General features: G+C 70.3%; 19 protein-coding genes and 1 pseudogene. 7 read left to right on the top strand and 13 right to left on the bottom strand.

Translation table 11 applies throughout. The annotated features are described in order from the left end of the window. Nucleotides 1-53 precede the first annotated feature (53 nt). From BFN33_RS02170 to BFN33_RS02150, 5 genes are all read right to left on the bottom strand, one after another. Complete coding sequence (locus BFN33_RS02170; protein WP_069758899.1) at nt 54-881, bottom strand: ABC transporter permease; 828 nt, start codon at nt 879-881, stop codon at nt 54-56. 236 nt (nt 882-1,117) lie between these two features. Continuing rightward, nucleotides 1,118-1,447 carry a winged helix-turn-helix domain-containing protein gene (locus BFN33_RS02165; protein WP_069758109.1) on the bottom strand — a complete coding sequence of 110 codons (330 nt, stop codon included), beginning with the start codon at nt 1,445-1,447 and terminating at the stop codon, nt 1,118-1,120. Nucleotides 1,448-2,033: 586 nt separating this feature from the next. After that, nucleotides 2,034-3,122, bottom strand: coding sequence for an ABC transporter substrate-binding protein (locus tag BFN33_RS02160; protein WP_069758108.1), 1,089 nt, complete (start codon nt 3,120-3,122; stop codon nt 2,034-2,036). A 59-nt stretch (nt 3,123-3,181) separates the two neighbouring features. After that, on the bottom strand, nt 3,182-4,063 hold the full coding sequence (locus BFN33_RS02155; RefSeq protein ID WP_069758107.1) for an ABC transporter permease: 882 nt from the start codon (nt 4,061-4,063) through the stop codon (nt 3,182-3,184). Continuing rightward, nucleotides 4,060-4,920, bottom strand: a complete 861-nt coding sequence (locus tag BFN33_RS02150; RefSeq protein WP_069758106.1) for an ABC transporter ATP-binding protein — start codon at nt 4,918-4,920, stop codon at nt 4,060-4,062. Before BFN33_RS02150 ends, BFN33_RS02155 begins: the two co-directional genes overlap by 4 nt. 235 nt (nt 4,921-5,155) lie before the next feature. Between BFN33_RS02150 and BFN33_RS02145 the strand changes: the two genes are divergently transcribed. Together BFN33_RS02145 and BFN33_RS02140 are read left to right on the top strand one after the other, a co-directional pair. Further along, nucleotides 5,156-6,820, top strand: coding sequence for a sensor histidine kinase (locus tag BFN33_RS02145; RefSeq protein ID WP_079140506.1), 1,665 nt, complete (start codon nt 5,156-5,158; stop codon nt 6,818-6,820). After that, a complete protein-coding gene (locus BFN33_RS02140) occupies nt 6,817-7,506 on the top strand; it encodes a response regulator (RefSeq protein ID WP_069758105.1) in 690 nt (229 codons plus the stop codon). Before BFN33_RS02145 ends, BFN33_RS02140 begins: the two co-directional genes overlap by 4 nt. A gap of 171 nt (nt 7,507-7,677) precedes the next feature. On the opposite strand, the gene BFN33_RS02135 is transcribed toward BFN33_RS02140, so the two are convergent. Then, nucleotides 7,678-8,754, bottom strand: coding sequence for a sodium-dependent transporter (locus BFN33_RS02135; RefSeq protein WP_069758104.1), 1,077 nt, complete (start codon nt 8,752-8,754; stop codon nt 7,678-7,680). A 169-nt stretch (nt 8,755-8,923) separates the two neighbouring features. Between BFN33_RS02135 and BFN33_RS02130 the strand changes: the two genes are divergently transcribed. Together BFN33_RS02130 and BFN33_RS02125 are read left to right on the top strand one after the other, a co-directional pair. Further along, a complete protein-coding gene (locus BFN33_RS02130) occupies nt 8,924-9,763 on the top strand; it encodes a hypothetical protein (RefSeq protein ID WP_069758103.1) in 840 nt (279 codons plus the stop codon). Between the two features lie 152 nt (nt 9,764-9,915). Then, the gene (locus tag BFN33_RS02125) at nt 9,916-10,800 is read left to right on the top strand and encodes a hypothetical protein (RefSeq protein ID WP_069758102.1); all 885 of its coding nucleotides are present in this window, start codon (nt 9,916-9,918) and stop codon (nt 10,798-10,800) included. A 6-nt stretch (nt 10,801-10,806) separates the two neighbouring features. On the opposite strand, the pseudogene BFN33_RS02120 reads toward BFN33_RS02125, so the two are convergent. The 5 genes and pseudogenes from BFN33_RS02120 to BFN33_RS02100 all read right to left on the bottom strand — a co-directional run bounded on the left by BFN33_RS02120 (nt 10,807) and on the right by BFN33_RS02100 (nt 14,800). Then, nucleotides 10,807-12,189, bottom strand: a pseudogene (locus BFN33_RS02120) (sensor histidine kinase). Continuing rightward, nucleotides 12,186-12,848: a response regulator transcription factor gene (locus tag BFN33_RS02115; RefSeq protein WP_069758101.1), complete on the bottom strand. Its 663-nt coding sequence runs from the start codon at nt 12,846-12,848 to the stop codon at nt 12,186-12,188. Before BFN33_RS02115 ends, BFN33_RS02120 begins: the two are co-directional and overlap by 4 nt. Continuing rightward, nucleotides 12,802-13,533, bottom strand: coding sequence for a phosphatase PAP2 family protein (locus BFN33_RS02110; RefSeq protein WP_069758100.1), 732 nt, complete (start codon nt 13,531-13,533; stop codon nt 12,802-12,804). Before BFN33_RS02110 ends, BFN33_RS02115 begins: the two co-directional genes overlap by 47 nt. Beyond that, entirely contained in the window at nt 13,530-14,135 is a 606-nt protein-coding gene (locus BFN33_RS02105) for a phosphatase PAP2 family protein (protein ID WP_069758897.1), read from the bottom strand. The genes BFN33_RS02110 and BFN33_RS02105 overlap by 4 nt, the downstream gene beginning before the upstream one ends. Further along, on the bottom strand, nt 14,132-14,800 hold the full coding sequence (locus tag BFN33_RS02100; RefSeq protein WP_069758099.1) for a DedA family protein: 669 nt from the start codon (nt 14,798-14,800) through the stop codon (nt 14,132-14,134). Before BFN33_RS02100 ends, BFN33_RS02105 begins: the two co-directional genes overlap by 4 nt. A gap of 206 nt (nt 14,801-15,006) precedes the next feature. On the opposite strand from BFN33_RS02100, the gene BFN33_RS02095 reads away from it, so the two are divergent. After that, nucleotides 15,007-16,773, top strand: a complete 1,767-nt coding sequence (locus BFN33_RS02095) for a hypothetical protein (RefSeq protein ID WP_256122598.1) — start codon at nt 15,007-15,009, stop codon at nt 16,771-16,773. Between the two features lie 109 nt (nt 16,774-16,882). On the opposite strand, the gene BFN33_RS02090 is transcribed toward BFN33_RS02095, so the two are convergent. Together BFN33_RS02090 and BFN33_RS02085 are read right to left on the bottom strand one after the other, a co-directional pair. Then, nucleotides 16,883-17,602, bottom strand: a complete 720-nt coding sequence (locus tag BFN33_RS02090) for a polysaccharide deacetylase family protein (protein WP_069758098.1) — start codon at nt 17,600-17,602, stop codon at nt 16,883-16,885. Continuing rightward, a complete protein-coding gene (locus BFN33_RS02085; RefSeq protein ID WP_069758097.1) occupies nt 17,599-18,987 on the bottom strand; it encodes a glycosyltransferase in 1,389 nt (462 codons plus the stop codon). The genes BFN33_RS02090 and BFN33_RS02085 overlap by 4 nt, the downstream gene beginning before the upstream one ends. Before the next feature lie 139 nt (nt 18,988-19,126). Between BFN33_RS02085 and BFN33_RS02080 the strand changes: the two genes are divergently transcribed. Together BFN33_RS02080 and BFN33_RS02075 are read left to right on the top strand one after the other, a co-directional pair. Then, nucleotides 19,127-19,552: a BlaI/MecI/CopY family transcriptional regulator gene (locus tag BFN33_RS02080; protein WP_069758096.1), complete on the top strand. Its 426-nt coding sequence runs from the start codon at nt 19,127-19,129 to the stop codon at nt 19,550-19,552. A 4-nt stretch (nt 19,553-19,556) separates the two neighbouring features. Next, nucleotides 19,557-20,564 (top strand): M56 family metallopeptidase, encoded by a 1,008-nt coding sequence (locus tag BFN33_RS02075; protein WP_088245234.1) that lies wholly within the window; start codon nt 19,557-19,559, stop codon nt 20,562-20,564. Nucleotides 20,565-20,785 lie beyond the last annotated feature (221 nt).

The following is a 20,785-nucleotide window of genomic DNA, read 5'->3' as shown; positions in this document are numbered from 1 at the left end:
TCAAGGGCACACCTACGTGCCCGACGCTCGAGCTTGAGCAAGCCCTGAATGGGTCATGGACGTTTCGTCTGCCGCCTTGCCTTGCGTGGCGGTCCGGTCGGCACGCCGGGTACCGGGCGGTGCAGGTGATGGCGGGCGACGAGTTCTAGCGTCACGGCGACCGCGACGGACTGCACAGCCATGAGCGCGATCAGGACGAACAACTGCACCGCCCCGGCCATCACGGGACTCGCCCCTGCCATCAGCATGCCGACGAAAGCACCGGGGAGGGTGACCAACCCGACCGTCCGAGTCTGGTCGAGGCCCGGCAGGAGTGCCTCTGATGCCGCCGGCCGTGCGATCTCCATCCGTGCGTCCCGGTCCAGGAAGCCCAGGGCCATCGCGGCTTCCACTTCCCCATGGCGCTGGGTCAGTTCGTCCAGGGCACGGCGTCCGGCAAGGACGGTCACGGTGAGTGCGCCGCCGATGAGGATCCCAGTGATCGGGATCAGTGCTATGCCTCGCAGCGGGACGAGCCCCGTCAGCAGCAATGCCGCGACGACCGGCACCACGCCGGCGGCGATCGGGGCGGCCGTGAGCCACCAGGTGCGGTCGCTGGTGATTCTCCGTCCGGCCGTACGCACCGCCACCGAGAACATGACGACAAGGAAAGCCAACAGCCCTGGCACGGACTTGACGGCCCACGCGATGACCACCGACACGACGGCCAGCTGGGCCGCGGCCCGCAGCCCGGCGACGAGGATCTCCCGGGCTCGGTTCTTGTACGGGAGCGGGTCGAGATGGAACCGCCCCGCGACCACCGCCGCCGCCAGGAGCAGAGCGGCGAGGAGGACACCGAGGGTGGTGTTGACCGGTACGAGGGATGCCGCACTCGACGTCACGTTCCCCACCTCAAGGAGCCGCTGCCTGGGCCGGGTGGTGCCGTGCAATCAGCCAGACCGCGCACCTGTTGCCAGCAAGGCAGTCTACGTCGACGCTGCGCGGACCGGGCCCGCGCGACTTTGCCGGATGATCACTGGCAGCCGCTCACCTCCAAGCCGGGCACAATCGACGCTCTGCGTATCACGGTCACCATCACGGTCCGGGCGTCCTTGCTCGCGCACACATCAGCCGCTTCTCAATCCACCGGATCCGGCTGCCGTTCCAGCCGGTATCCGTGCCCTCGCAGCGTGGTGATCTCCGGCAGGCGGACAGGACCGTCCCCGGCCTGCGCTGCCTCGGTCAGTCTGCGTCGCAGGCCCGCCATCGTGACGTCGACAGTCTTGGTGGGTCCGAACCAGTTCTCGTCCCATACCTCGGCCATCAACGTCTCCCGCGGCACCGCCTCGCCGATCCGCTCGGCCAGCACCGCGAGCAGGTCGAACGCCTTGGCCGACAGCGGGATTTCGACACCGTGCAGCGCGCATCGCCGAGCGGAGAAGTCGACGATCAGATCGCCCAGCCGCATCGGCTTTTCGGACCGGGGCAGCCACTGCCTGCCGCCGCAGATGCGCTCGCCGTTGGGCGAGCAGCACGGTCATGCGCCTCGGTGCCGGACGGCATGCGCGACTCCGCGAGCGTGCAGACCAAGCAGATCGCGCCGACGATCCTGTGTCGGCTCGGTCTCAACCCCCGCTCCCTGCAGGCCGTACGACGAGGAACACACCACCGCCCTGCCGGTCTGCTGACCAGTCCGGCGCGTGGTCGGCAACGACGGAGCAGCAGATCAGCCGACCTCGCTCGTTTCGGAGGCTACGGAAACTTCGGGATGACGACCGCTCGGCGGCCGGCAGCGCAGGGAACACCTCGCGCAGGGCCCTGCGTCAGTCGCAGATCGTCCCGGTCCCGACGGCAGGCCGGCGGTTGTGACCGTGGTGACTGTAGGCAGGTGGTGGGGCCGGGCGGGCGTAGGCGGCGCTCGTGGTCGGGCGCGCCCGCTCACGGTCCGCAGCGAGCAGCCGGACTTGACGGTGAGGTTGCGGCCACGATTCACAGGGGGCATACGGGGCCGCCCAGGTGGGTGCTACCTGGGCGGCATCGTGCCGGGTGGGAGTTCAGCCGGTCGGTCCTGCCGGGGTCGTGGTGGTCTTGAAGCCCTCGGTCCTGTTGGCCTTCAGGGCGAACTCATTGGTGAAGGTCGTGCCGAGGTTCACCTTCGAGGTCGCGTGGCCGACGAGTTCCTCGGTCGCCAGGACGGTCTTCGGGCCGCCGGCCGGCATGATGCCGTCCGGGAGGAACTGTCCCTTGTCCTGGTCCAGGGCCTTGATGTAGTCGGCCTTGGTGACCAGCTGGTTCGACACGTACGACTGCGGCAGCTTGTCCGCGATGTCGGCCGCGCTGTGCGTGTTGATCCAGTGCATGGTGGCGACGAGCGCGTCGACGACCTTCTGCGCCGCGTCCTTGTGCGAGTTGACCCAGCTGGTCTGGGCGAGGACGGTCGCTGCCGGCCAGGTGCCGCCGAGCGCCTTCTTGGCGCCGGCGGTGGTGGCCAGGTCGATCGCGGAGGTGCCGATGCCTTTCTTCTCGATTGCGGCCACCGTCGGCTGCGTCGTCATGACGCAGGCGGTCTTGCCGTTCTGAAGCGCGGCGATGGCCGTGGAGCCCTGGCTGACGCCGATCCGGCTGAACTGGCTGGCCTTGACGCCCTTCTGTGCGCCGATGAACTGGGTGAGGGTGTCGGTGCCCGACCCGATGTCGGTGACGCCGAGCGTCTTCCCCTTGAAGTCCGCGCCGGAGTGGACGCCGCTCTTCGGGACACACATTTCCCGCTCGCCCGGCGCGCCGGACAACTGGACGAGGCCCTCGACCGCCTTGCCCTTCACCTGGAAGTCGATGGTGTGGACGTACCAGGCGCCGGCCATGTCCACCTGCCCGGAGGCCATGGCATCCTCGGCGCCGACGCCGCCGTCCTGCTCGGTGCTCAGTTCGACGTTGACGCCGTACTTCTTGTAGTAGCCGAGCTGCTGGGCGAGCTGGTACGGCAGGTAGATCTGCTTGTCGAGGCCGCCGGCCATGAGCTTGACGGTCGGCGTGGAGCCCGAAGCGCCAGTAGAGGCTGAGGAGTTGCCGGAACAGGCGCTGGTGGTGCCGAGGGCGAGGACGGCGAGGACGGACGCGGCGACAGCGGCGGGTCGTCTGGACATGACTGATCACATTCCTTGGTTAAGGGAGTTGGGCGAAGGAGGGGGAAAGGGCTCGGGAGTCAGATGGTGTTGGCGGCCTCGGTCGGGGCCGGCGGGCGCCAGGACAGCAGCCGGTGTTCGAGCTTGCCGATCAGCCACTCGGCGCCGAGCACGATGACCGAGATGACGAGCATCGTGGCGAACACGCCGTTGGGGTCGAAGTTGTTCTGAGCGGTCTTGATGACCAGGCCGAGCCCGCTCTGCGCGCCCAGCACCTCGCCGACCAGCGCGCCGACGATGGCGAAGCCGAAGGCGCTGTGCAGGCTGGCGATGATCCACGTGAGCGCGGACGGCACGGTCACGTGCCGGATGATCTGCAGCTGCGAGGCGCCGAGGACCTTGGTGTTGGCGAGGATGTTGCGGTCGACCTCGCGGACGCCCTGGAAGGCGTTGAAGAAGACGATGAAGAACACCAGCACCGCGGCGAGCAGGATCTTCGGCAGCACACCGATGCCGAACGCGACGATGAAGATCGAGCCGAGGACGATACGCGGGATCGCGTTGACCATCTTGATGTAGGGGCCGAGCACGTCGGCGAGGAAGCGGCTCTGGCCGAGCGCGACGCCGAAGACCACCCCCGTGACGGCCCCGAGGGCGAAGCCGGCGAGCGCCTCCTGGATCGTGGTCCAGATGTTGGCGTAGAAGGACCCGAACTCGGTGCCCTGCCTGAAGAGGTCGACCAGCCGTTGGGCGATGCCGGACGGCTGTCCGAAGAAGAACTTGTCGACGATCCCCCAGGCGGTGAAGGCCTGCCAGCCGCCGAGGACGAAGACCGCGAGACCGATGCGACCCGCCCACACCAGCGCAGCACGCCGCCGGACGGCGCTCTTGGCGGCGGCCGTGGCCGAGACCTGGAAGCCGTCCTCGATCGGGGCGGTGGAGACGGTGGACGTCGTACTCATGCCGTACCTCCTGCGGTGCGTGCGTAGGCGCGCTCCACCTCCTCGCGCAGACAGTCCCAGATCTGGTGCTGAAGTTCGATGAAGCGGGGCTGGAAGCGGATCTCCTGGACCGCGCCGCGCGGGCGGGGCAGGTCGATGTCGAAGACCGCCTTGACCGAGCCGGGGCCGGAAGTCATGACGACGACCCGGTCGGCGAGCGCCACGGCCTCGTCGAGGTCGTGGGTGATGAAGATGACCGACGGGCGGATCTGCTCCCACAGGCCGAGCAGTTCGGTCGACATGATCGCCTTCGTCTGTACGTCCAGGGCGCCGAACGGCTCGTCCATGATCAGGATCTTGGGTTCGTTGATCAGCGCCGCGGCCATCGCCACGCGCTTGCGCATGCCGCCGGAGAGCTGGTGCGGATAGCGGTCCTCGAACCCTGTCAGGCCCACCCGGCGCAGCCAGTCGCGTGCTGACGCCTGGGCCTGCTGCTTGGGCACCTTGCGGAAGACGGGGCCCATCAGGACGTTGCCGAGGACCGTCTTCCAGGGCAGCAGCGCGTCGGTCTGGAACATGAAGCTGACGCCGTCGGTGACGCCGTCCACCTCACGGCCGCCGACTTTGACGGAGCCCTCACTGGGACGGTCGAGCCCGGACACCATGCTCAGCGTCGTCGACTTGCCGCAGCCGGTGGGGCCCACCACCGCGCAGAACTGGCCCGGCTCCACGGTGAACGAAACGTCCTGCAGTGCCGTGAACACCTCACCCGCGGGAGTCAGAAACCGTTTGGTGAGTCCTGAAATCTCGACTCGCGCGCTGTCCCGGCCGATCTTCTCGGCGCCGGGGCTCGTCGCAACATCGTTTCGTGAAGCCATCTGAGGCTGTCTCCTTCCTGACCTCGGAGGTCGAGGAAGGCAGACGCTAAGGGCCGCCCGGAGTTACGTCGCTGTTTCAGACGTATCTCGCGTTAGTCGTGTTAAGAGGGGTTCTGCGCGTTCTGCTCAGTCGGCCGGGGGGTGGGCAGAATGTCCTCGGTGGGACACAATCACGCCACCACGGGTACGGCGAAGGGGCCGGCCCGGCAGCATGACAAGGGCGTAGGCACCTGTGATGCCCATACGTATCCGGATCGGCCGCGGCGGGAACGGGAGGCTCTCCGCGAGGATCCTGGCCAGCCAACTGGCCATCCTGGCTCTCACCGGAGTCATCGGTTTCGTACTGTTCGCGTTCGCTCAGCGGAGCGAGATCGACCGTGCCTACGAGCAGCGGGCACTGGACATCGCGCAAACCACAGCGGCCGAGCCACAGGTCCAGCAGGCCGTGGAGCACGGCGGTGGCGGTGATGTCGTGCAGACCGTGGCCGAACGGATCCGGAAGGCGTCGGGAGCCTCGTACGTGGTCGTGATCGACCTGCATGGCATCCGCCGCTCGCATCCCGACCCGGCGCTGATTGGCGAGCCGGTGGGCGATCCGATCGTGGTGCTGGACGGCCGCACCCATGTGGGCTCCGATCAGGGCGCGACCGGTCGGTCTGCCAACGGCAAGGCTCCGCTGTACGGGCCTACGGGAAAGCTGGTCGGCGAGGTCTCCGCCGGTATACCGGAACGCGATGTGCTCGGCGAGCTGTGGCGGGAGCTGCCCACCTTCGGCCTGTATGCCGCGATCGCCGTCGCGCTCGGCTCGGCCGCGGCGTTCCTGCTGGCCAGACGGCTGAAGCGGTCGACCTTCGGGCTGGAGCTGGAGGAGATCGCAGGGCTGCTCCAGGATCGCGAGGCCATGCTCCACGGCATCCGGGAAGGCGTGATCGCCTTTGCTCCCGACGGCCGGATCACCGTGGTCAACGACGAGGCCCGCCACCTGCTCGGCCTCGGTACCGCGCTCGGCAGCAGGCTTGAGGAGGTGCTGCCCGACGGGCGGCTGCGCCGCGCCTTGGACGGCACTCTGTCCGGCACCGACCTCAACGTGCTGACCGACGACCACTGCCTGGTGGTCAACCGGATGCCGGTGACGCTGCACGGCCGGGAGCTGGGCGCGGTGGTCACCGTACGCGACCGCACCGAACTGATCGGGCTGCTGCGTGAACTGGACTCGGTGCGCGGGCTGACCGACGCCCTGCGGGCCCAGCAGCACGAGTTCACCAACCGCATGCACACCGTGGCCGGGCTGCTCGATATCGGTGACCTCGATGCCGCCTACGAGTACGCCGTCGAGTCGGCCGGCGCCGACCAGGCGCTGACCGAGTCCGTACGCGAACGGATCGGGAACGCGCTGCTCGTGGGGCTGATCGTCGCCAAGACCACGGTGGCCGCGGAACGCGGGGTACGGATGGTGCTCAGTGAGGACTCCGCGCTGGGTGAGGACCCGCCGCATCTGCGCCGGCTGCTGACCATCGTCGGCAACCTGCTGGACAACGCGATCGACGCGGCGGCCGACGGACCGCCTCCGACGGGTGGCCGCGAGGTGGAGCTTTCGCTGATCGAGGCCGTCGATTGGGTGATGGTGCGGGTCGCGGACAGCGGCCCGGGGATTCCGTCGGGCGTGGCCGAGTCGATCTTCGAGGACGGCTGGTCGACCCGGCCCGACCGTGGCACCGCCCGGCGCGGGCTGGGGCTGGCCCTCGTCCATCGGCTGACGCAGCGGCACGGCGGGACGATCACGGTCAGCGAGGGGCCGGGCGCGGTCTTCACCGTGATGATCCCGCTGCCGGACACCGTCCACGTGCCACGAGACGCACAGTTGACGATGGCCTCGCTGACAGGGGGTGATCACGGATGATCCGGACCCTGGTCGTGGAAGACGACTTCCGCGTCAGCCACATCCACTGCGACTACGCGTCTCGCGTCGAGGGCTTCGAGGTGGTGGGCCGGGCGACGACCGTGGCCGAGACGCTCGACGCGGTGCGCACCCTCCACCCCGACCTGCTGCTCCTCGACGTCTTCCTGCCGGACGGCAGCGGACTCGACGTGCTGCGGCAGCTCAGTGGAGACGAGGGAGGCGCCCGCCCCGACGCGATCATGATCACCGCCGACAGGGACATCACCTCGGTGCGGACCGCCATGAAGCTCGGCGCGGTGGGCTATGTGGTCAAGCCGTTCGGCTCCGCAGACCTGGCCGAGCGGCTCACCGCCTTCCGCGAACTCCAGCACCGCGTGGACGCCCTCGGCCAAGCCCCTCGAACCGACCAGGCCGACGTGGACGCCCTCTTCAGCGCCGCCCGGCCACCGGCCGTTCCCCGGGTCCCGGCCAAGGGGCACTCCGCCCCGACCCTCGCCCTCCTGCACCAGGTCCTCCGCACCACTCCCGATGCCCTGTCCGCAGCCCAGGCCGCCGAACTCACCGGCGTCTCCCGCGCCACGGCCCAGCGGTACCTCTCGTACCTCGTACGGGAGGGCATGGTCCGGCTCGAACTGCGGTACGGAGCCACCGGCCGTCCCGAGCACCTGTACCGCATCGCGCACTGAGCGGGCACTTTCGTCTGCCGAGCCGGTCGAGCCGACGGCATGTGGCGGTAGGACGCCTTCTCGACGTCATCGGCCCCGGTTGCGACTTCGCCGTATTCATGGGTGGGTCCTACGCCTTGGTGCGTGTCCTTCCACCGCGTTCGTGCTGCTGCCCCTCGCCGAGAGCGGTGTTCACGGTGACGCAGGGCAGGGCGGGTGCCGACGACCCGCTGTCCGCACGACCCGGCTCGCGGCTGTCTTCTGCAGCAACCCGTAGGCGAGCACAGGCAGGAGCAGGTGCGGTTTGTCGGGCAGCGCGGTGGTGATCAGGACCGCGCTCGCGCTGCTGTTGTTCATCCCGCAGGCGAGCGTCAGCGAGGAGGAGGCGGGGGCGTCCAGGCGCAGGAGCCGCGCGGCGGTCCGGCCCAGCACGAAGGACAGCAGGCAGACGAGCGCCGCCACGACCAATGCCGCGCCGAACAGCAGCGGGCGTGGGTGCGCGAGGAAGGAGCCCAGGGCGCCACTGGCGTTGACGTAGGTCAGGACGAGCGATCCGGCCAGCGCCACGGGCACGATCACGCGCAGGGCGCGGCTGAGCCAAGCCGTCGGCAGTACGAGACGGAACAGGATGCCGGCTGCACAGGGGAGGACCACGGTGACGAGGGCGAAGCCCCCGCCGGCTGTGCGGCCCGTCGTTGCGAGCGTGTCCGCGTAGCCGCCGTCGAGGAGCGGCATCAAAGTGGTGATGACCAGTGGGATGGTGAGCGGGCTGAGGAGCGTGGAAGCGAGGACGAGTCCCACCATGGCGGGTTGGTCGCCATCACCCTTGCCGGTCCAGACGGTGGCTCCGGCGGCCACAGGCATCGCCACGATCAGGATCATCGCAGTGATCAGTCCGCTGCCGCCGTCGCTGTCCGGGGTGCGGTGCAGTCCGAACGCGACGACGGGGATGACCAAGAGCGGGATCGCGAGGTGGAGGACCAGCCCGGCCACCAGGGCGGTCGGCTTGCGGAGCAGGCGGCCCAGTTCGCGGACGGGTACCTGGAGTCCGGCGGAGAAGAGCACCAGGGACAGAAGTAGGGGGGCGGTGCTCAGGGGCAGGCCGGTGACGGTGCCGATCGGCACGGTGTGGTGGCGGCGCAGCCACAGGCCAGGGCCGGGTAGGAGGAGTGCGGCGACGTAGGCCAGCACGACGGCCCGGCCGAGCCGACGGCGCAGCCAGGCCGTCACCAGGTCGGAAGGCGGTGGGGAGGCGGTCGAACGGTTCAAGGCGGCCTTCTTCCACGGCGGCGGAGGGGACGGGGCGGGACGCCGCTATGCAGGAGCCGTGATCATGAATCGTCATGGCACTCATAGTGCTCGGGTGAGGCGGATGGGGCAGCCGGTGACGCACGGCAGTCAGGATGCTTTCAGGTATCCCGTGGCACGGTCGGGCCTCATGACATACGAGACCTCGCAGACGCCCGGGCCCTCGGCGGCCGACACACAGGTGTCGCCCTCCGGTCGCCGACTGGGCTGGAACAAGGTGCCCGAGGTCACCGTCTTCTTCTGGGTCATCAAGGTGCTGTGCACGACGGTCGGTGAGACCGCGGCCGACCTGCTCAAAGAGAAGGCCGGTCTCGGCCTGACCGGTGTGTCGGTGCTGATGAGCGCGCTGCTGGCGGTCGTCCTGGTGGTGCAGTTCCGTACCACCGCCTACCGTGCGGGGGTGTACTGGCTCGCCGTCGCCCTGATCAGCGTCGTCGGCACGCTGATCAGCGACAACCTCACCGACAACATGGGCGTACCGCTGGAGACCAGCACCACCGTCTTCGCGGTCGTCCTGGCGATCGTCTTCGTGGTCTGGTACCGGCGCGAGCGGACCCTGTCCATCCACCACATCGACACCATCAGCCGCGAGTCCTACTACTGGCTCGCCGTGCTGTTCACCTTCGCCCTCGGCACCGCGGCCGGTGACCTGGTCTCGGAGCGCATGGACCTGGGCTACTGGCTCTCCGCGGTCCTGTTCGGCCTGGCCATCGCCGCAGTCGCCCTCGCGCACTTCCAGCTCGGCCTGGACGCGGTGTGGAGCTTCTGGATCGCCTACATCCTCACCCGTCCGCTCGGCGCGTCCATCGGCGACTACCTCTCCCAGCCCAGCGGAGACGGCGGCCTGGGCCTGGGCACCGTCATCACCAGCGCGCTGTTCCTCACGGTCATCCTCGGCCTGGTCGTGTATCTCTCGGTGACCCGCAAGGACGTGGCGCAGCCGCAACACTCCGCCCGACACGCAGCCTGAGCAGGCAAGCTGCAGGCGTTCAGGATGCGTTCGGACTGACGCTGCCAAGGTCGACTCCGGTGACTGTCCTCACTGTCGCCTCTTCTCACAGGGCGCTCGTCCTCCATCGCGGGGCGGGCGCCCTGCGGTTCTTCCGAACAGGAGCCCCCACCTTGGAGCAACCGGAACTCCTCACCCAGTCGGACGTCGCGAGTACGACCACGTCGGTGATGAAGAAACTCCCAGAAGTGACGTTGGCGTTCTGGATCATGAAGATCGCCGCCACCACCCTCGGCGAGACAGCCGGCGACCTCTTCGCGCAGACTCTCAAGCTCGGCTACTTTCTCACCACGATCGCGCTGTTCCTGGTCTTCGTGGTGACCCTGGTCGTCCAGCTCAGGTCCAGCCACTACAAACCCTTCTTCTACTGGACCGTGATCCTGTCGACCAGCATGGCCGGCACCACGATGTCCGACTTCATGAACCGTGACGCGAGCGCCAGGTACCTCTCGGGCGGCGCCACTTCACTCGGCTGGGGTCCGCAGGGCCTTGGCATGGGCTATCCCACCGGTGCCGCGATCCTCATCTCGATCCTGCTGGTCATCTTCGCCGTCTGGAAGGCGACCGGGATGACCTTCCGGATCCGCGACATCGTCACCTTCCGCGGCGAGGCCCTGTTCTGGTCGGCGATCCTCGTCTCCAACACCCTCGGCACCTCCATGGGCGACTTCCTCTCCGACAGCTCCGGCCTCGGTTACGCCGGCGGCGCGCTGCTCGTGACGGGCGCACTGGCCGTCCTCGTCTTGCTGGTGAAGGTGCCGGTCGTGCCGAACGTGCTGCTGTTCTGGATCGCCTTCGTCCTCACCCGGCCCCTCGGTGCGACCGCCGGGGACTTTCTGACCAAGCCGGTCGCCAAGGGCGGCCTGGACCTCGGTACTGCGGGATCTTCCGCCGTGCTGCTGACCGTTCTGGTTGGGTTGATGGCGTACGCGCAGGTGCAGGAGCGCAGAACACCGCACACGACGGAGCGGGAGCCGGTCGCCCGGCGGGCCGACTGAATCACGTCATCCGGCGGGCAGGTCGACCAGGAAACGTGCTCCGCGTGTGTGCTCGGGATCGTGGGAGACCTCGCCGCCGACGGCGCGGGCCAGGCGCCGCGCGAGCGGCAGTCCCAGGCCTGCCCCGTCCTGCCCGTCGCCGGAGTCCGCTCGCTGGCCGGGTTGGAAGAGATCGTCGAGGAACTGCTCTGGTACGCCAGGACCGTCGTCGGCGACGTCGATGCGGACGCCGCCGCCGCCGGGCAACCGCCTTGCAGACACGGTCACCGTGGAGCCGGCTTAGCGAACGGCATTGGCCAGCAGCGGGCTGACGATGCGTTCGAGAAGGGCGGAGGTGACGCCCGCCTCAAACTGCTGGTTCGGCACGTCGACGACGGTCTTCAGCTGCTTCTGTGTGTCGAGGTCCTCGACCAGCCGTCGCAGCACGGGAGCGACAGCGGTGGCACCGACGGCCGTGGTGGTGTTCTGCGCGCCTTCGCGGGCGTCGTCCAACAGCGTGTCGCAGATGGTGCGCATGGACTGGGCGGCCTCCGCGATCACCTCGTGGGTGGCTGCGGTCTCGCCGGCCGAGCGCGGGCGGGCCCGCCACCAGTCGAGCTCGGCGACGATCCGGGTCAGCGGGGTGCGCATCGCGTGGGACAACTCCCCGGTCAGCTGCTGCTCGTGACGCAGCACGGTGCGGATGCGGTCCAGCAGTGCATCCAACGAGGAGCCCAGGCGGGCGAGTTCGGCTGGCTGGTCCTCAGCGCCGAAACGCTGGCCGGAACTGACGGCGCTCCACTGGATGGCTCGGTCGGTCATGGTGCACACCGGGCGCAGCGCCCGTCCTACGGCCAGCCGCGTCAGCGCATAGGTGCACGCGAGCATGACAGCGTCCAGGATCAGCGAGCCCGACAGCAGGGTGCCGGCGGAGTTGCGGTAAGGGGCGGGATCCACGGCCGTGATGACGGTGGCGGTGCTGCGTGGGCCGGACATCGGTTGGGAGCACAGGCGGACGAAAAGGGGGTTGTCGGTCTGCTCGGTCTCGCAGACCGGCCTGGCCCGCGCGGCGAGCCGGTCGGCGGCCTGGGTCGGCGCACTGTCGGCCGCGGCGGACGGCGGTTTCTCCAGCAGCCGTGTCCCGGTGTAGATCCACACGTTCGCGTCGAGCAGGCTGTCGCTGACGGTCTCCAGGACCCGCGCTCGGGGCCCGCTGGTGTCGACGGTGGTGGCGACGGCGGCGGCGCGGTTGCGTAGTTCGTCGTCAGCCTGGTGCTCGAGGTGCCGGTCCATCACGGTGTTGAACACGACGGTCAGCACGGTCATCAGGAGCGCGGCGGTGGTCAGTGCCACGAGCGAGAGCCGACCGCGCAGCGTGCGGGGCGCCAGACGGCGCGCGAGCCGGTTCATGACAGCCGGTGCCCGATCCCGCGTGTCGTGGTGAGGCCGAGGCCGCTGCCCGCTTCGCGCAGTTTGCGGCGCAGTCGGCTCAGATACTGGTCGAGGGTGTTGTCGCTGACCTGGGCGCCGTCCGGCCAGGCGGCCCTGACCAGGTCGCGGCGGGACACGAGGGTCCCGCCTGCGGCCATGAGCGTGGCCAGCAGACGGAACTCCGTGGGAGACAGGTCGATGTGGACGTCGCCGACGCGCGCGCTGTGCCGGGTCGCGTCCAGGACCACGTCTCCGGCGGTGGACACGGCCGCGGGTACGGCCCGTTTGAGCGCGGCCCTCAGCCTGGCGACGAGTTCGGCGAGATGGAACGGCTTGGGCAGGTAGTCGTCGGCTCCGGCGGAGAACCCGGACAGCCGGTCGGTGAGGTGATGGCGGGCCGTCAGGAAGATGATCGGGGCGGCGAACCCGCCCGCGCGCAGCGCCTGGCAGACGTCCCGGCCGTCCGCGTCGGGCAGCCCGACGTCCAGGACGACGGCCGCGATGTCGTCGGTGGCCAGCCGCAGGGCGGTGGCGCCGTCGGCGGCGGGCACGGGGTCGAAGTCCTCGTCGAGCAGGCCGCGGCGCAGCACGTCACGCAGGGCGTGATCGTCCTCGACGACCAGGATCTTGTGGCGCATGGTCCTCCGTTGGATTGTCCGGCGCACGGGGCGTACCAGAGACAAACGATGCGGGCAGCCATCGGGTCATCGCGTACAGGCACACTCCGAGCCATCCGGTGGCGAACAGCCAGCCGCCGATGACGTCGGTGAACCAGTGCACGCCGAGATAGACCCGGGACAGGCCCACCAGCACGCCCCAGCACCCGATGACGACCCGGAGTGGGGTGGCGCCGCGCGCGGCGCGCAGTGAGACCGCGACGATCAGCAGCCCGGCAGTGAGGGCCGCTGTGGTGGTGTGTCCCGAGGGGAACGCCCAACCGCCCGCGGACGCCGCCCAGTCGGCACGGGCGGGACGCGGTCGCTGGACGGCTTCCATCACCCCGTAGCGCAGCGACTGACCGGATACCAGACAGGCAAGGCCCAGTGCCGCGGCCCCCATCCGTCGTCGTACGGTTCGTCCCGCGACCATGCCGGCCAACACGGCGAGGATGTAGGGGACGGCACCGCTGCCGGTATCGGTCACCCCTCGGGCCAGAGCCCTGGCGACGTCCGGCCGATGGCCGAGCGACCAGGCCAGGAAACCGTCGTCCGACCACACCTGAGCGCCGTCCTGGCCGACCACCACTAGCGTGAGGACGCCGAACGCCACCCAGGCGCCGAGACCGACCGCCCCAGCCAGGTCGGCGGCGTCGCGCCGATTCATGAGGGGCTCAGCAGCCGGCGCAGGCGGCCGGAGCCGATCCACCGGTCCACCGATGGCGACCACCGTCGCAGCACGAGCATCGCCATCAGCGCGACGAGGCCACCGACCAGCACGCCTGCCGCGACGTCGTGCGGATAGTGCGCGCCGACCCACACCCGCGAGACCGCCATCGCCAGGGCCGCCACGGCCGCGACCGCTCCCAGCCGACGCGAGACGAAGAACAGGGCCACGGCAGCGGCGGACGCGATCGCCGCATGGTTGCTGGGGAAAGACCAGTCGCCGGGCGCCGGACACGCCTCCAGGGTCTTCACCCGAAGGCTCTGGCACGGCCGGTCCTCGCGCACCGCCAGCTTCGTCAGGGCATCCACGCCATAGCCAACGACCACGACCACCGGTACGGCCAGCGCCCTCACCGCAGCCGCATCCCCATCCCGTCGAGCGAACCACCAACCCACGACCGCGAGCAGGGCGAACACCGCGAGCCCGTATGTCGACCAGAACGACACCGCTCCGTCCAGCCAGGCCGGCGCATGCCGGGCCAGACGCACCACATCCAGATACGCGGTGCCGTCGACGGACGACCCGTCGAAAGCCATGATCACCTGCATCCCCCCTCGGGCCGGCCATCCCGCCGAGCCCTGTGCACCTCGGCAGCCAGGGGGATCAGCGACACGAAAATGATCAACGTCACCAGCGGGAGCAGGTAGCGGTCGACGTTCGGGATCGACGAGCCCAGCGCGTACCCCGCGAGGGTGAGTCCGAGGCTCCACACGAGGCCGCCGATGATCTGCCACAACGTGAAGGTGCGCACCGGTACCTCCAGCGCACCGGCCACCGGATTGAGTACGGTCCGCACCACTGGCACGAAACGGGCCAGCGCGATCGCCTTCGCATGTCCGTATCGCGCCAGCAGTTCCTCGGCGCGTTTCGCACCCTCGTGCAGACGCTGCGAGCGGCTGCGGGCCAGCAGTGCTCCACCCGCCTTCCGGCCGAGCACATAGCCGCACTGCGCCCCGGCCAGGGCGCCTGCCGCCGCCGCGACCAGGAGCGGTCCCAGCGACAGGTGCACACTCGACTCCGCCGAGCCCGTGCACAGCAGACTGGCCGTGAAGAGCAGCGAGTCGCCCGGCAGGAAGAAGCCGACCAGCAGCCCTGTCTCGGCGAACATCACCACCCCGACGCCCAACACGCCGAACGCCGCCAGCAGCGAATGAGCGTCCAGCACGTTCACGGCCAGCTGTGATGCCGAATGGATCGGTGTGGTCATGGCGAGGACGCCTTTCCGGCAGACAAATCCGCGCAAACTTCCTTGATTGGTTAACCGCGTGTCTGCGATTCGCCCATCCGTATGTACATGGCCTGGAGGGAACCGCACTCGCCGAGCGTACATCTACAAGATGTAGTAGATGTTCCGTGGGTGACCGGATGCAAACGGTCACTCAAACGGAATGCGATGCGGAGGAGACGGGCGTCATGGCTGACACCTATCGCACAGGGACCGGCACCTGGACTCTGCGGCGTGCGGCCACGAACCCGACGGCGCCACCCCCGACCCGGGTGTCCGGTGTCCCGGGCGCCGGGCCCCAGCAGTTGCATCGAGGGATGACCCTTGTGGCCGCGATCAGCCTGTTCATCGGGACACGGGCCGCTTGGACCACCGCGATGGCCTCACGTCCGGCCGTCGCCGGCGTCATCTCCGTCTGCTACGCCTCGATCCTCGTCTGCGCCGCTCTCAGCCTCCTCGTACGCAGCCGTCGCGCGCTGGTCAGGGTCGACGCCGTCGTACTGATGACCGCCGTCGCTCTGGTGATCTGCGGCTACCTGCTCGATCACGCGGGCACCGACGAGGGAGTACTGACGGCCCAGGCGGCGAACCAGATCCTGCACGGCCATCCCGTCTACGGACAGCCGTGGCCCTGGCTGTTCGGCACACCGCGCGTCGGGATCACCAAGACCATGTCGGGAGGCGCCGACTACACCTACGGCTACCCGCCGCTGACCGCACTGCTCGCGGCCCCGGTGCACGCCGTCGTCCACTCGACGGCGGCCGCCACCCTGGTCACCACGGCCGCGCTGCTCGTCTCCTCGGTCCTGCTGTGGTTCCTGTTGCCGGCACCCTGGAGGTCAGCCGCCACCGCGGTCTGTCTCGGCTTCGGCCTCCTGCCCCACTACGCCTACGCCGGCTACCCGGCGATCACGGCCCTCGCCCTGCTGATCCCGGTGGTGGTCCGCTGGCCCGCCACCGGCGAGGGCGGCCGTCTCGGCTCAGGGGGAGTGCTGCGGGCGGCGTGCCTGGGTGCCGCCTGTGCGGCCCAGCAGCTCGCCTGGTTCCTGGTCCCGTTCCTGCTGATTGGCCTGTACGCCGTCAGGCGCGGGGAACTCGGTCCGAGGCGGGCTCTGGCGGTGACCGCCCGCTACACGGCTTCCGCTGCTCTGACCTGCGCAGCGGCCAACGCCTACTTCGCTGTCGAGGGCTTCTCCGCCTGGCTGCAGGGCGTACTCCTGCCGCTCGAACAGAAGGCGATCCTGCACGGCCAAGGCCTAATGGGCATCTCCTACTACTTCACCGACGGCAGCGGCCGGCTCGACTACTACTCCTACGGCAGCCAGCTGCTCCTGCTCGGTCTGCTCGCCGCCACCCTGCTGTTCGTCCGGCGTCTCGGCCCCGCCCTCACCGTCCTGCCGTGGGTCGCGTTCTACCTCGCCACCCGCTCCCAGGACGGTTACTTCCTGATGATGACCCCACTGTGGCTCGCGGCCGCCGCCACCGTTCCGGCCGCCGCGTTCGCCACCGCCTGGCAGCCGCGACTTCCCCACGTCACCGGCCGCGCGAAGGCAGTCGTGGCGGGCGGGTTGCTCGCCCCCGCCCTCGTATGCGCCGCGATCGCCGCGGCGAGCCCGCCGCCCCTGCGCATGAGCCTCTCGCCGCGCTTCGCCACGCATCACGCGCGCGTGGGTGTCACCGCCATCGACGTGCGGGCCGTCAACACCACCGGTACGGCGCTCACCCCGCATTTCGCGAGCCGCGCCGGCCAGGGCGCCTCCAACTGGTGGACCATCGCCTCCGGTCCCGCGGTGCTCGGCCCGCACGCCTCCGCCGAGTACCACGTGAAACCCGCGGGAGGGTTCCGCGCCCTACCCCGCGGCCACGGTCCTGGGACCTACCTCATCGCCGTCACCGGCACCCCGATGACGATCACCACCGCCCACATCCCGGCTGCTCCTTCCGCGATCCAGTAGCAAGGGGCCAGGCGGGCGTACACGCACAAGCGCGCCTGGCGAAGCCGCGGCAACTGCCGGCGAGGCGTGCTATCGAGCCCGTACCCCGACTGTTCGGCGTTCGTACTGTTCAGCCGTGGTCGCGCAGCGGACCGACGCCGCAACCCCGTTCCTCGCAGGTGTCCAGGATCCGGGGGAGCGCGCCCAGCGCCGAGCGCCAGGCGCCGGGGGCGGAGGTGCAGTCGGAGTCGTGGAGCAGGATCGTGCCGCCGCCGTCCAGGTCGGCGGTGACGGTGCGGTGGACGGAGTGCGGGGTGGCGCGTGCCGTCCAGTCCTCCCCCCAACAGGTCCACAGCACTGGGGTCAGGTCGAGGCGGCGGGCCGCGAGGTGGGCCGCGGTGGACATGACGCCGTACGGGGGCCGGAAGAGCGTGGGCTGCCGTCCGGTGATCGCGGCGACGGTGTCGCGGGCCCGGCGGAAGTCGTCGTAGGTGGCGCGCGGGCCACGCAGCAGCAGGGGGCGGTGCAGCCAGCCGTGGACGGCGACCTCGTGGCCGGCCGCCGCGATCTCGCGGACCAGGCCGGGGGAGCGGTGTGCCTCGCTGCCGAGCAGGAAGAACGTGGCGTGCACTCCGCGCCCGGCGAGCAGCCGTAGAAAGTGCGGGGTGGAGCGGGGGTCGGGGCCGTCGTCGAAGGTCAGGGCGATGTGGTTCGTGCGACCGCGGCCCGAGAGGCGGGGCATGAGGCGGTTGCGCAGCGGTCCGAAGGTGGAGACGACGGGTGCGGCGTGGGCGGCGAGGACGGGTACGGCGGCGAGGGCGACCGTGCGCAGCGTCGGGGCGATGTTCACGAGTGGTCGTCTACCGACGGGGAGGTGTGCTCCCGTGGGAAGCCATCCGGGTCGAGACGGTGGCTGATGGCGTGGATGAGGTCGGGACCGTCGTACGTCGTCGCCACCCCGGTGGCGACGGCGCCGGCGCACACGACGGACGCGAGGACGGCCGTGGCGGCGAGCCGGCGCGTCGTCCGGTGCCAGTGTACAAGCGGGCGAAAACCTCGGTCGGGGACTCCTGACCGGTGCACGCGCGCAATCTCGGCCGTCGGGCAGCCGTCGGGGGACTGAGCGAACAGGGCGAATCCCGTTGCCCGTTGCCGGCGCCCGAGCGGGCCGTCGATCAGCTCGCACAGCACCGCCTTGAGGCCGGCAGGGTCGCGTATCCAGACGGCCGCACCGGCCTCGTCCAAGGCGGCGGCGTTGGTCAGCCCGTGCCCGGGTATGCAGCGGTAGCTGGCGACGGGCAGGCCGCAGGCGAATGCCTCCAGCGACGTGAGCCCGCCGGCGTTCTGGACGAGGACGTCGGCGGCGTGCATCAGGGAGGGCATGTCGTCGACCCAGCCGAAGGCGTGGTCGATGCCGTCGGCGCGCAGCTGCTCGGCCAGGGCCTCGTTGCGGCCGCAGACGACGACCGGGACGGCGGCGCCGCAGTCACGCAGCTCCCGGGCAACCGTACGGACCGGGCCCACCCCCCAGGACCCGGCGACCAGCAGGGCCAGCGGGGCGTGGGACGGCAGCCCGAACCTCTCCCGGGCACGGCCACGCCCCCGTGCATCGCAGGGACGGAAACGGGGGTCCGTGACCGGCCCGTGCACTCGCACGTCGCGGGCCCCGGCGGCCCGAGCCTGGGCGGCGGGCACGGTGTGAGCGGCGAGGTGGACGTCCACACCCGGCGCGACCCACAGCGGATGCACCGAGAAGTCGGTCAGATAGGTGAGGACCGGCACGGCCAGCCGACCGTCCAGGCGCAGGTTGCCCAGGACCCGGCTGGCCCCGGGGTAGGTGGAGACGACGGCATCGGTGCCCGGCGGCAGGGCGCGCAGCACCCGGTCCTGCGCCGTGCGCAGCAGCGCCCGCGCCACCGGCCCGCCGCCCCCGGCGCGCTCGGTGCTGGAGTAGATCCGCTGGTAGGCCCAGGGGGCCCGCACCAGCATCCGGTGATAGCCCTCCTGGACGGTGCGGCCCAGGTGGGCGGGGAGCAGGTCCAGCAGGTCGAGGCGGTCCACGGCGTAGCCCTGCGCGGTGAGACGGCGGGCGAGCTCGGCGGCGGCACCGTCGTGACCGGCTCCCACGCTCGCGGAGACGATCGCGACCCGTCCGGCGCCGTCTGTCGCGCCGGGCCGCGGGGGAGCGGCGCCGGTGAGCGGGGATCTGGGCGCCGTGCTCGCGGGGTGGGGCATGGGTCTTCCTCCGCAGGGGACGGGAGCGGCCGAACTCTACGAGTTGTAGTAGTTCGAGGTTCGAAGCCCGGAGCATACCTCCTACAACTAGTAGGAGATGGCCGGGTAGTCTGTGCGGGACGGCGAACGGAGGCATCCGGTGCAGGAACGAGGGGATGGCGGCGCCCGCGAGGCGTCCGGGAGGCGGGCCCGTGGCGAACTGGAGAGCGATGTGCTCGCCGCGCTGTGGGGCGCCGACGGCCCCCTGACCGCCGGCCAGGTCCGGGAGGCGCTGCCGGGCGACCTGGCGTATACGACCGTCCTGACCATCCTGTCCCGGCTGTACGAGAAGGAGATGCTCGTCCGGCACCGCGAGGGCCGCGGCTACGCGTACGAGCCGGTGCGCGACGAGGCCTCGCACACCGCCCAGCGCATGCGGTCGCTACTCGAGGGTGGTTCCGACCGCGAGGCGGTCCTGGCGCGCTTCGTCTCGGAGCTGTCCGAGCAGGACGAATACGTGTTGCAGCAGCTCCTGTCCGGGCACGATGCCCGCACCGGAGACGACCGCTCGGGGGAGAGGGCGTAAAGCCGTGCTGTTCAGCGTCTACGTCCCCTTCGCAGTCACGGCTGTGCTCGCCGTGCTCGCGCCCCGGCTGGCCCACGTGCTGCCCCCGCGCCGCGCTGCCTGGGCCCTGGCCTGCGCCGCGCTCGTGACTGCGATCGGCTGGGCGGGGGCACTCGCCTTGCTCGCCTTCACCGGCGTGGCACAGATTCCGGAAGTTGCGGAGGAGGGCCGCTGGTCCGTGGCCGCTCTGCAAGCCGAGGATCCGGTCTATCTCGTCGTCGCGGGAGGCAGCGCCCTCATGCTGGCCGTGGGCGTCGTCTCGCTGGGCGTGGCCGCCGTGAAGCAGGCCCGCCTCTTCGTCCAGGCGCGACAGGAGCAGGCCCGGCTGCCGCAGGACACGGAGCTGGCCGTGGTCGACGACGACGTCCCGATGGCCTTCGCGTTGCCCGGGTCGCCTGGCCGGATCGTGGTCTCCCGGGGAATGCTGCGCTGTCTCACCGACCGCGAGCGCGAGGCCCTCCTCGCACACGAGCGGGCTCACCTGCGCTGCCGCCATCACCTCTTCCAGATCCTGTGGCGGCTCACGGCGGCCTTGAACCCGCTGCTGCGGCCGCTGGCCGTCGCGGGCGGCTTCGTCCTGGAACGCTGGGCCGACGAGGAGGCCGCGCAGCGCGTCGGCGACCGTAGGATCGTCGCGCACGCCGTCGGGCGCGCCGCGCTGGCATCCGCCGGTACCTCATTCCCGGCTGCACTGGCCGCGACCGGCGGGGCGGTGCCGCAACGGGTGCGGGCCCTGCTGGCGCCCCCGCCCCCGCGCCGGAGCCTGCCCCTGGTCGCGGGCGGCCTCCTGCTCGCCGTGTGCTGCGCGAGCCTCGCCAACGCCGCATCCGACAGCGATGAGATGGTGGACAGTGCGCAGTGCGCGGCGTACGCCGCCACGGCGAGCGCACCGTCGGCCACAGAACACCGGCACGGGCCCGACTTCTGCTTCGGGGAACACAATCGCCGGGAACTTCAGGAGCACCGGCCGTAACGACAGAGCCCTCGAACTCCAATCGATCACCGACGACGCCGACCGCATCGCCGTCGGGACCCCGCTGCGCCGTCTCGGCACCCCGGCGGAGCTGGCCGTACCCCGGCCTTCCGACTGCCCCCGCCGCGTCGTACGTTACCGGGGCCATGGCGACGATCGACGGCGGAGCCAGGGGCAGCTTCTAGCGATCCGGGCCCGCCCGACAGCTCCGTCCATCTCGC

Origin of the sequence: Streptomyces sp. LUP47B, from assembly GCF_001746295.1 — a bacterium.
Taxonomy (GTDB): domain Bacteria; phylum Actinomycetota; class Actinomycetes; order Streptomycetales; family Streptomycetaceae; genus Streptomyces.
Note: the sequence above shows the minus strand (reverse complement) of the source record. Positions and strands in the feature narration are given on the sequence as shown.

What these genes read in the sequence shown, in the direction of transcription:
- BFN33_RS02150 (WP_069758106.1), bottom strand. Translation starts at nt 4,920, where the DNA reads ATGGCTTCACGAAACGATGTTGCGACGAGCCCCGGCGCCGAGAAGATC.
- BFN33_RS02095 (WP_256122598.1), top strand. Translation starts at nt 15,007, where the DNA reads ATGGCTGACACCTATCGCACAGGGACCGGCACCTGGACTCTGCGGCGT.
- BFN33_RS02100 (WP_069758099.1), bottom strand. Translation starts at nt 14,800, where the DNA reads ATGACCACACCGATCCATTCGGCATCACAGCTGGCCGTGAACGTGCTG.
- BFN33_RS02085 (WP_069758097.1), bottom strand. Translation starts at nt 18,987, where the DNA reads ATGCCCCACCCCGCGAGCACGGCGCCCAGATCCCCGCTCACCGGCGCC.
- BFN33_RS02115 (WP_069758101.1), bottom strand. Translation starts at nt 12,848, where the DNA reads ATGCGCCACAAGATCCTGGTCGTCGAGGACGATCACGCCCTGCGTGAC.
- BFN33_RS02165 (WP_069758109.1), bottom strand. Translation starts at nt 1,447, where the DNA reads ATGCGGCTGGGCGATCTGATCGTCGACTTCTCCGCTCGGCGATGCGCG.
- BFN33_RS02145 (WP_079140506.1), top strand. Translation starts at nt 5,156, where the DNA reads ATGCCCATACGTATCCGGATCGGCCGCGGCGGGAACGGGAGGCTCTCC.
- BFN33_RS02130 (WP_069758103.1), top strand. Translation starts at nt 8,924, where the DNA reads ATGACATACGAGACCTCGCAGACGCCCGGGCCCTCGGCGGCCGACACA.
- BFN33_RS02155 (WP_069758107.1), bottom strand. Translation starts at nt 4,063, where the DNA reads ATGAGTACGACGTCCACCGTCTCCACCGCCCCGATCGAGGACGGCTTC.
- BFN33_RS02140 (WP_069758105.1), top strand. Translation starts at nt 6,817, where the DNA reads ATGATCCGGACCCTGGTCGTGGAAGACGACTTCCGCGTCAGCCACATC.
- BFN33_RS02110 (WP_069758100.1), bottom strand. Translation starts at nt 13,533, where the DNA reads ATGAATCGGCGCGACGCCGCCGACCTGGCTGGGGCGGTCGGTCTCGGC.
- BFN33_RS02160 (WP_069758108.1), bottom strand. Translation starts at nt 3,122, where the DNA reads ATGTCCAGACGACCCGCCGCTGTCGCCGCGTCCGTCCTCGCCGTCCTC.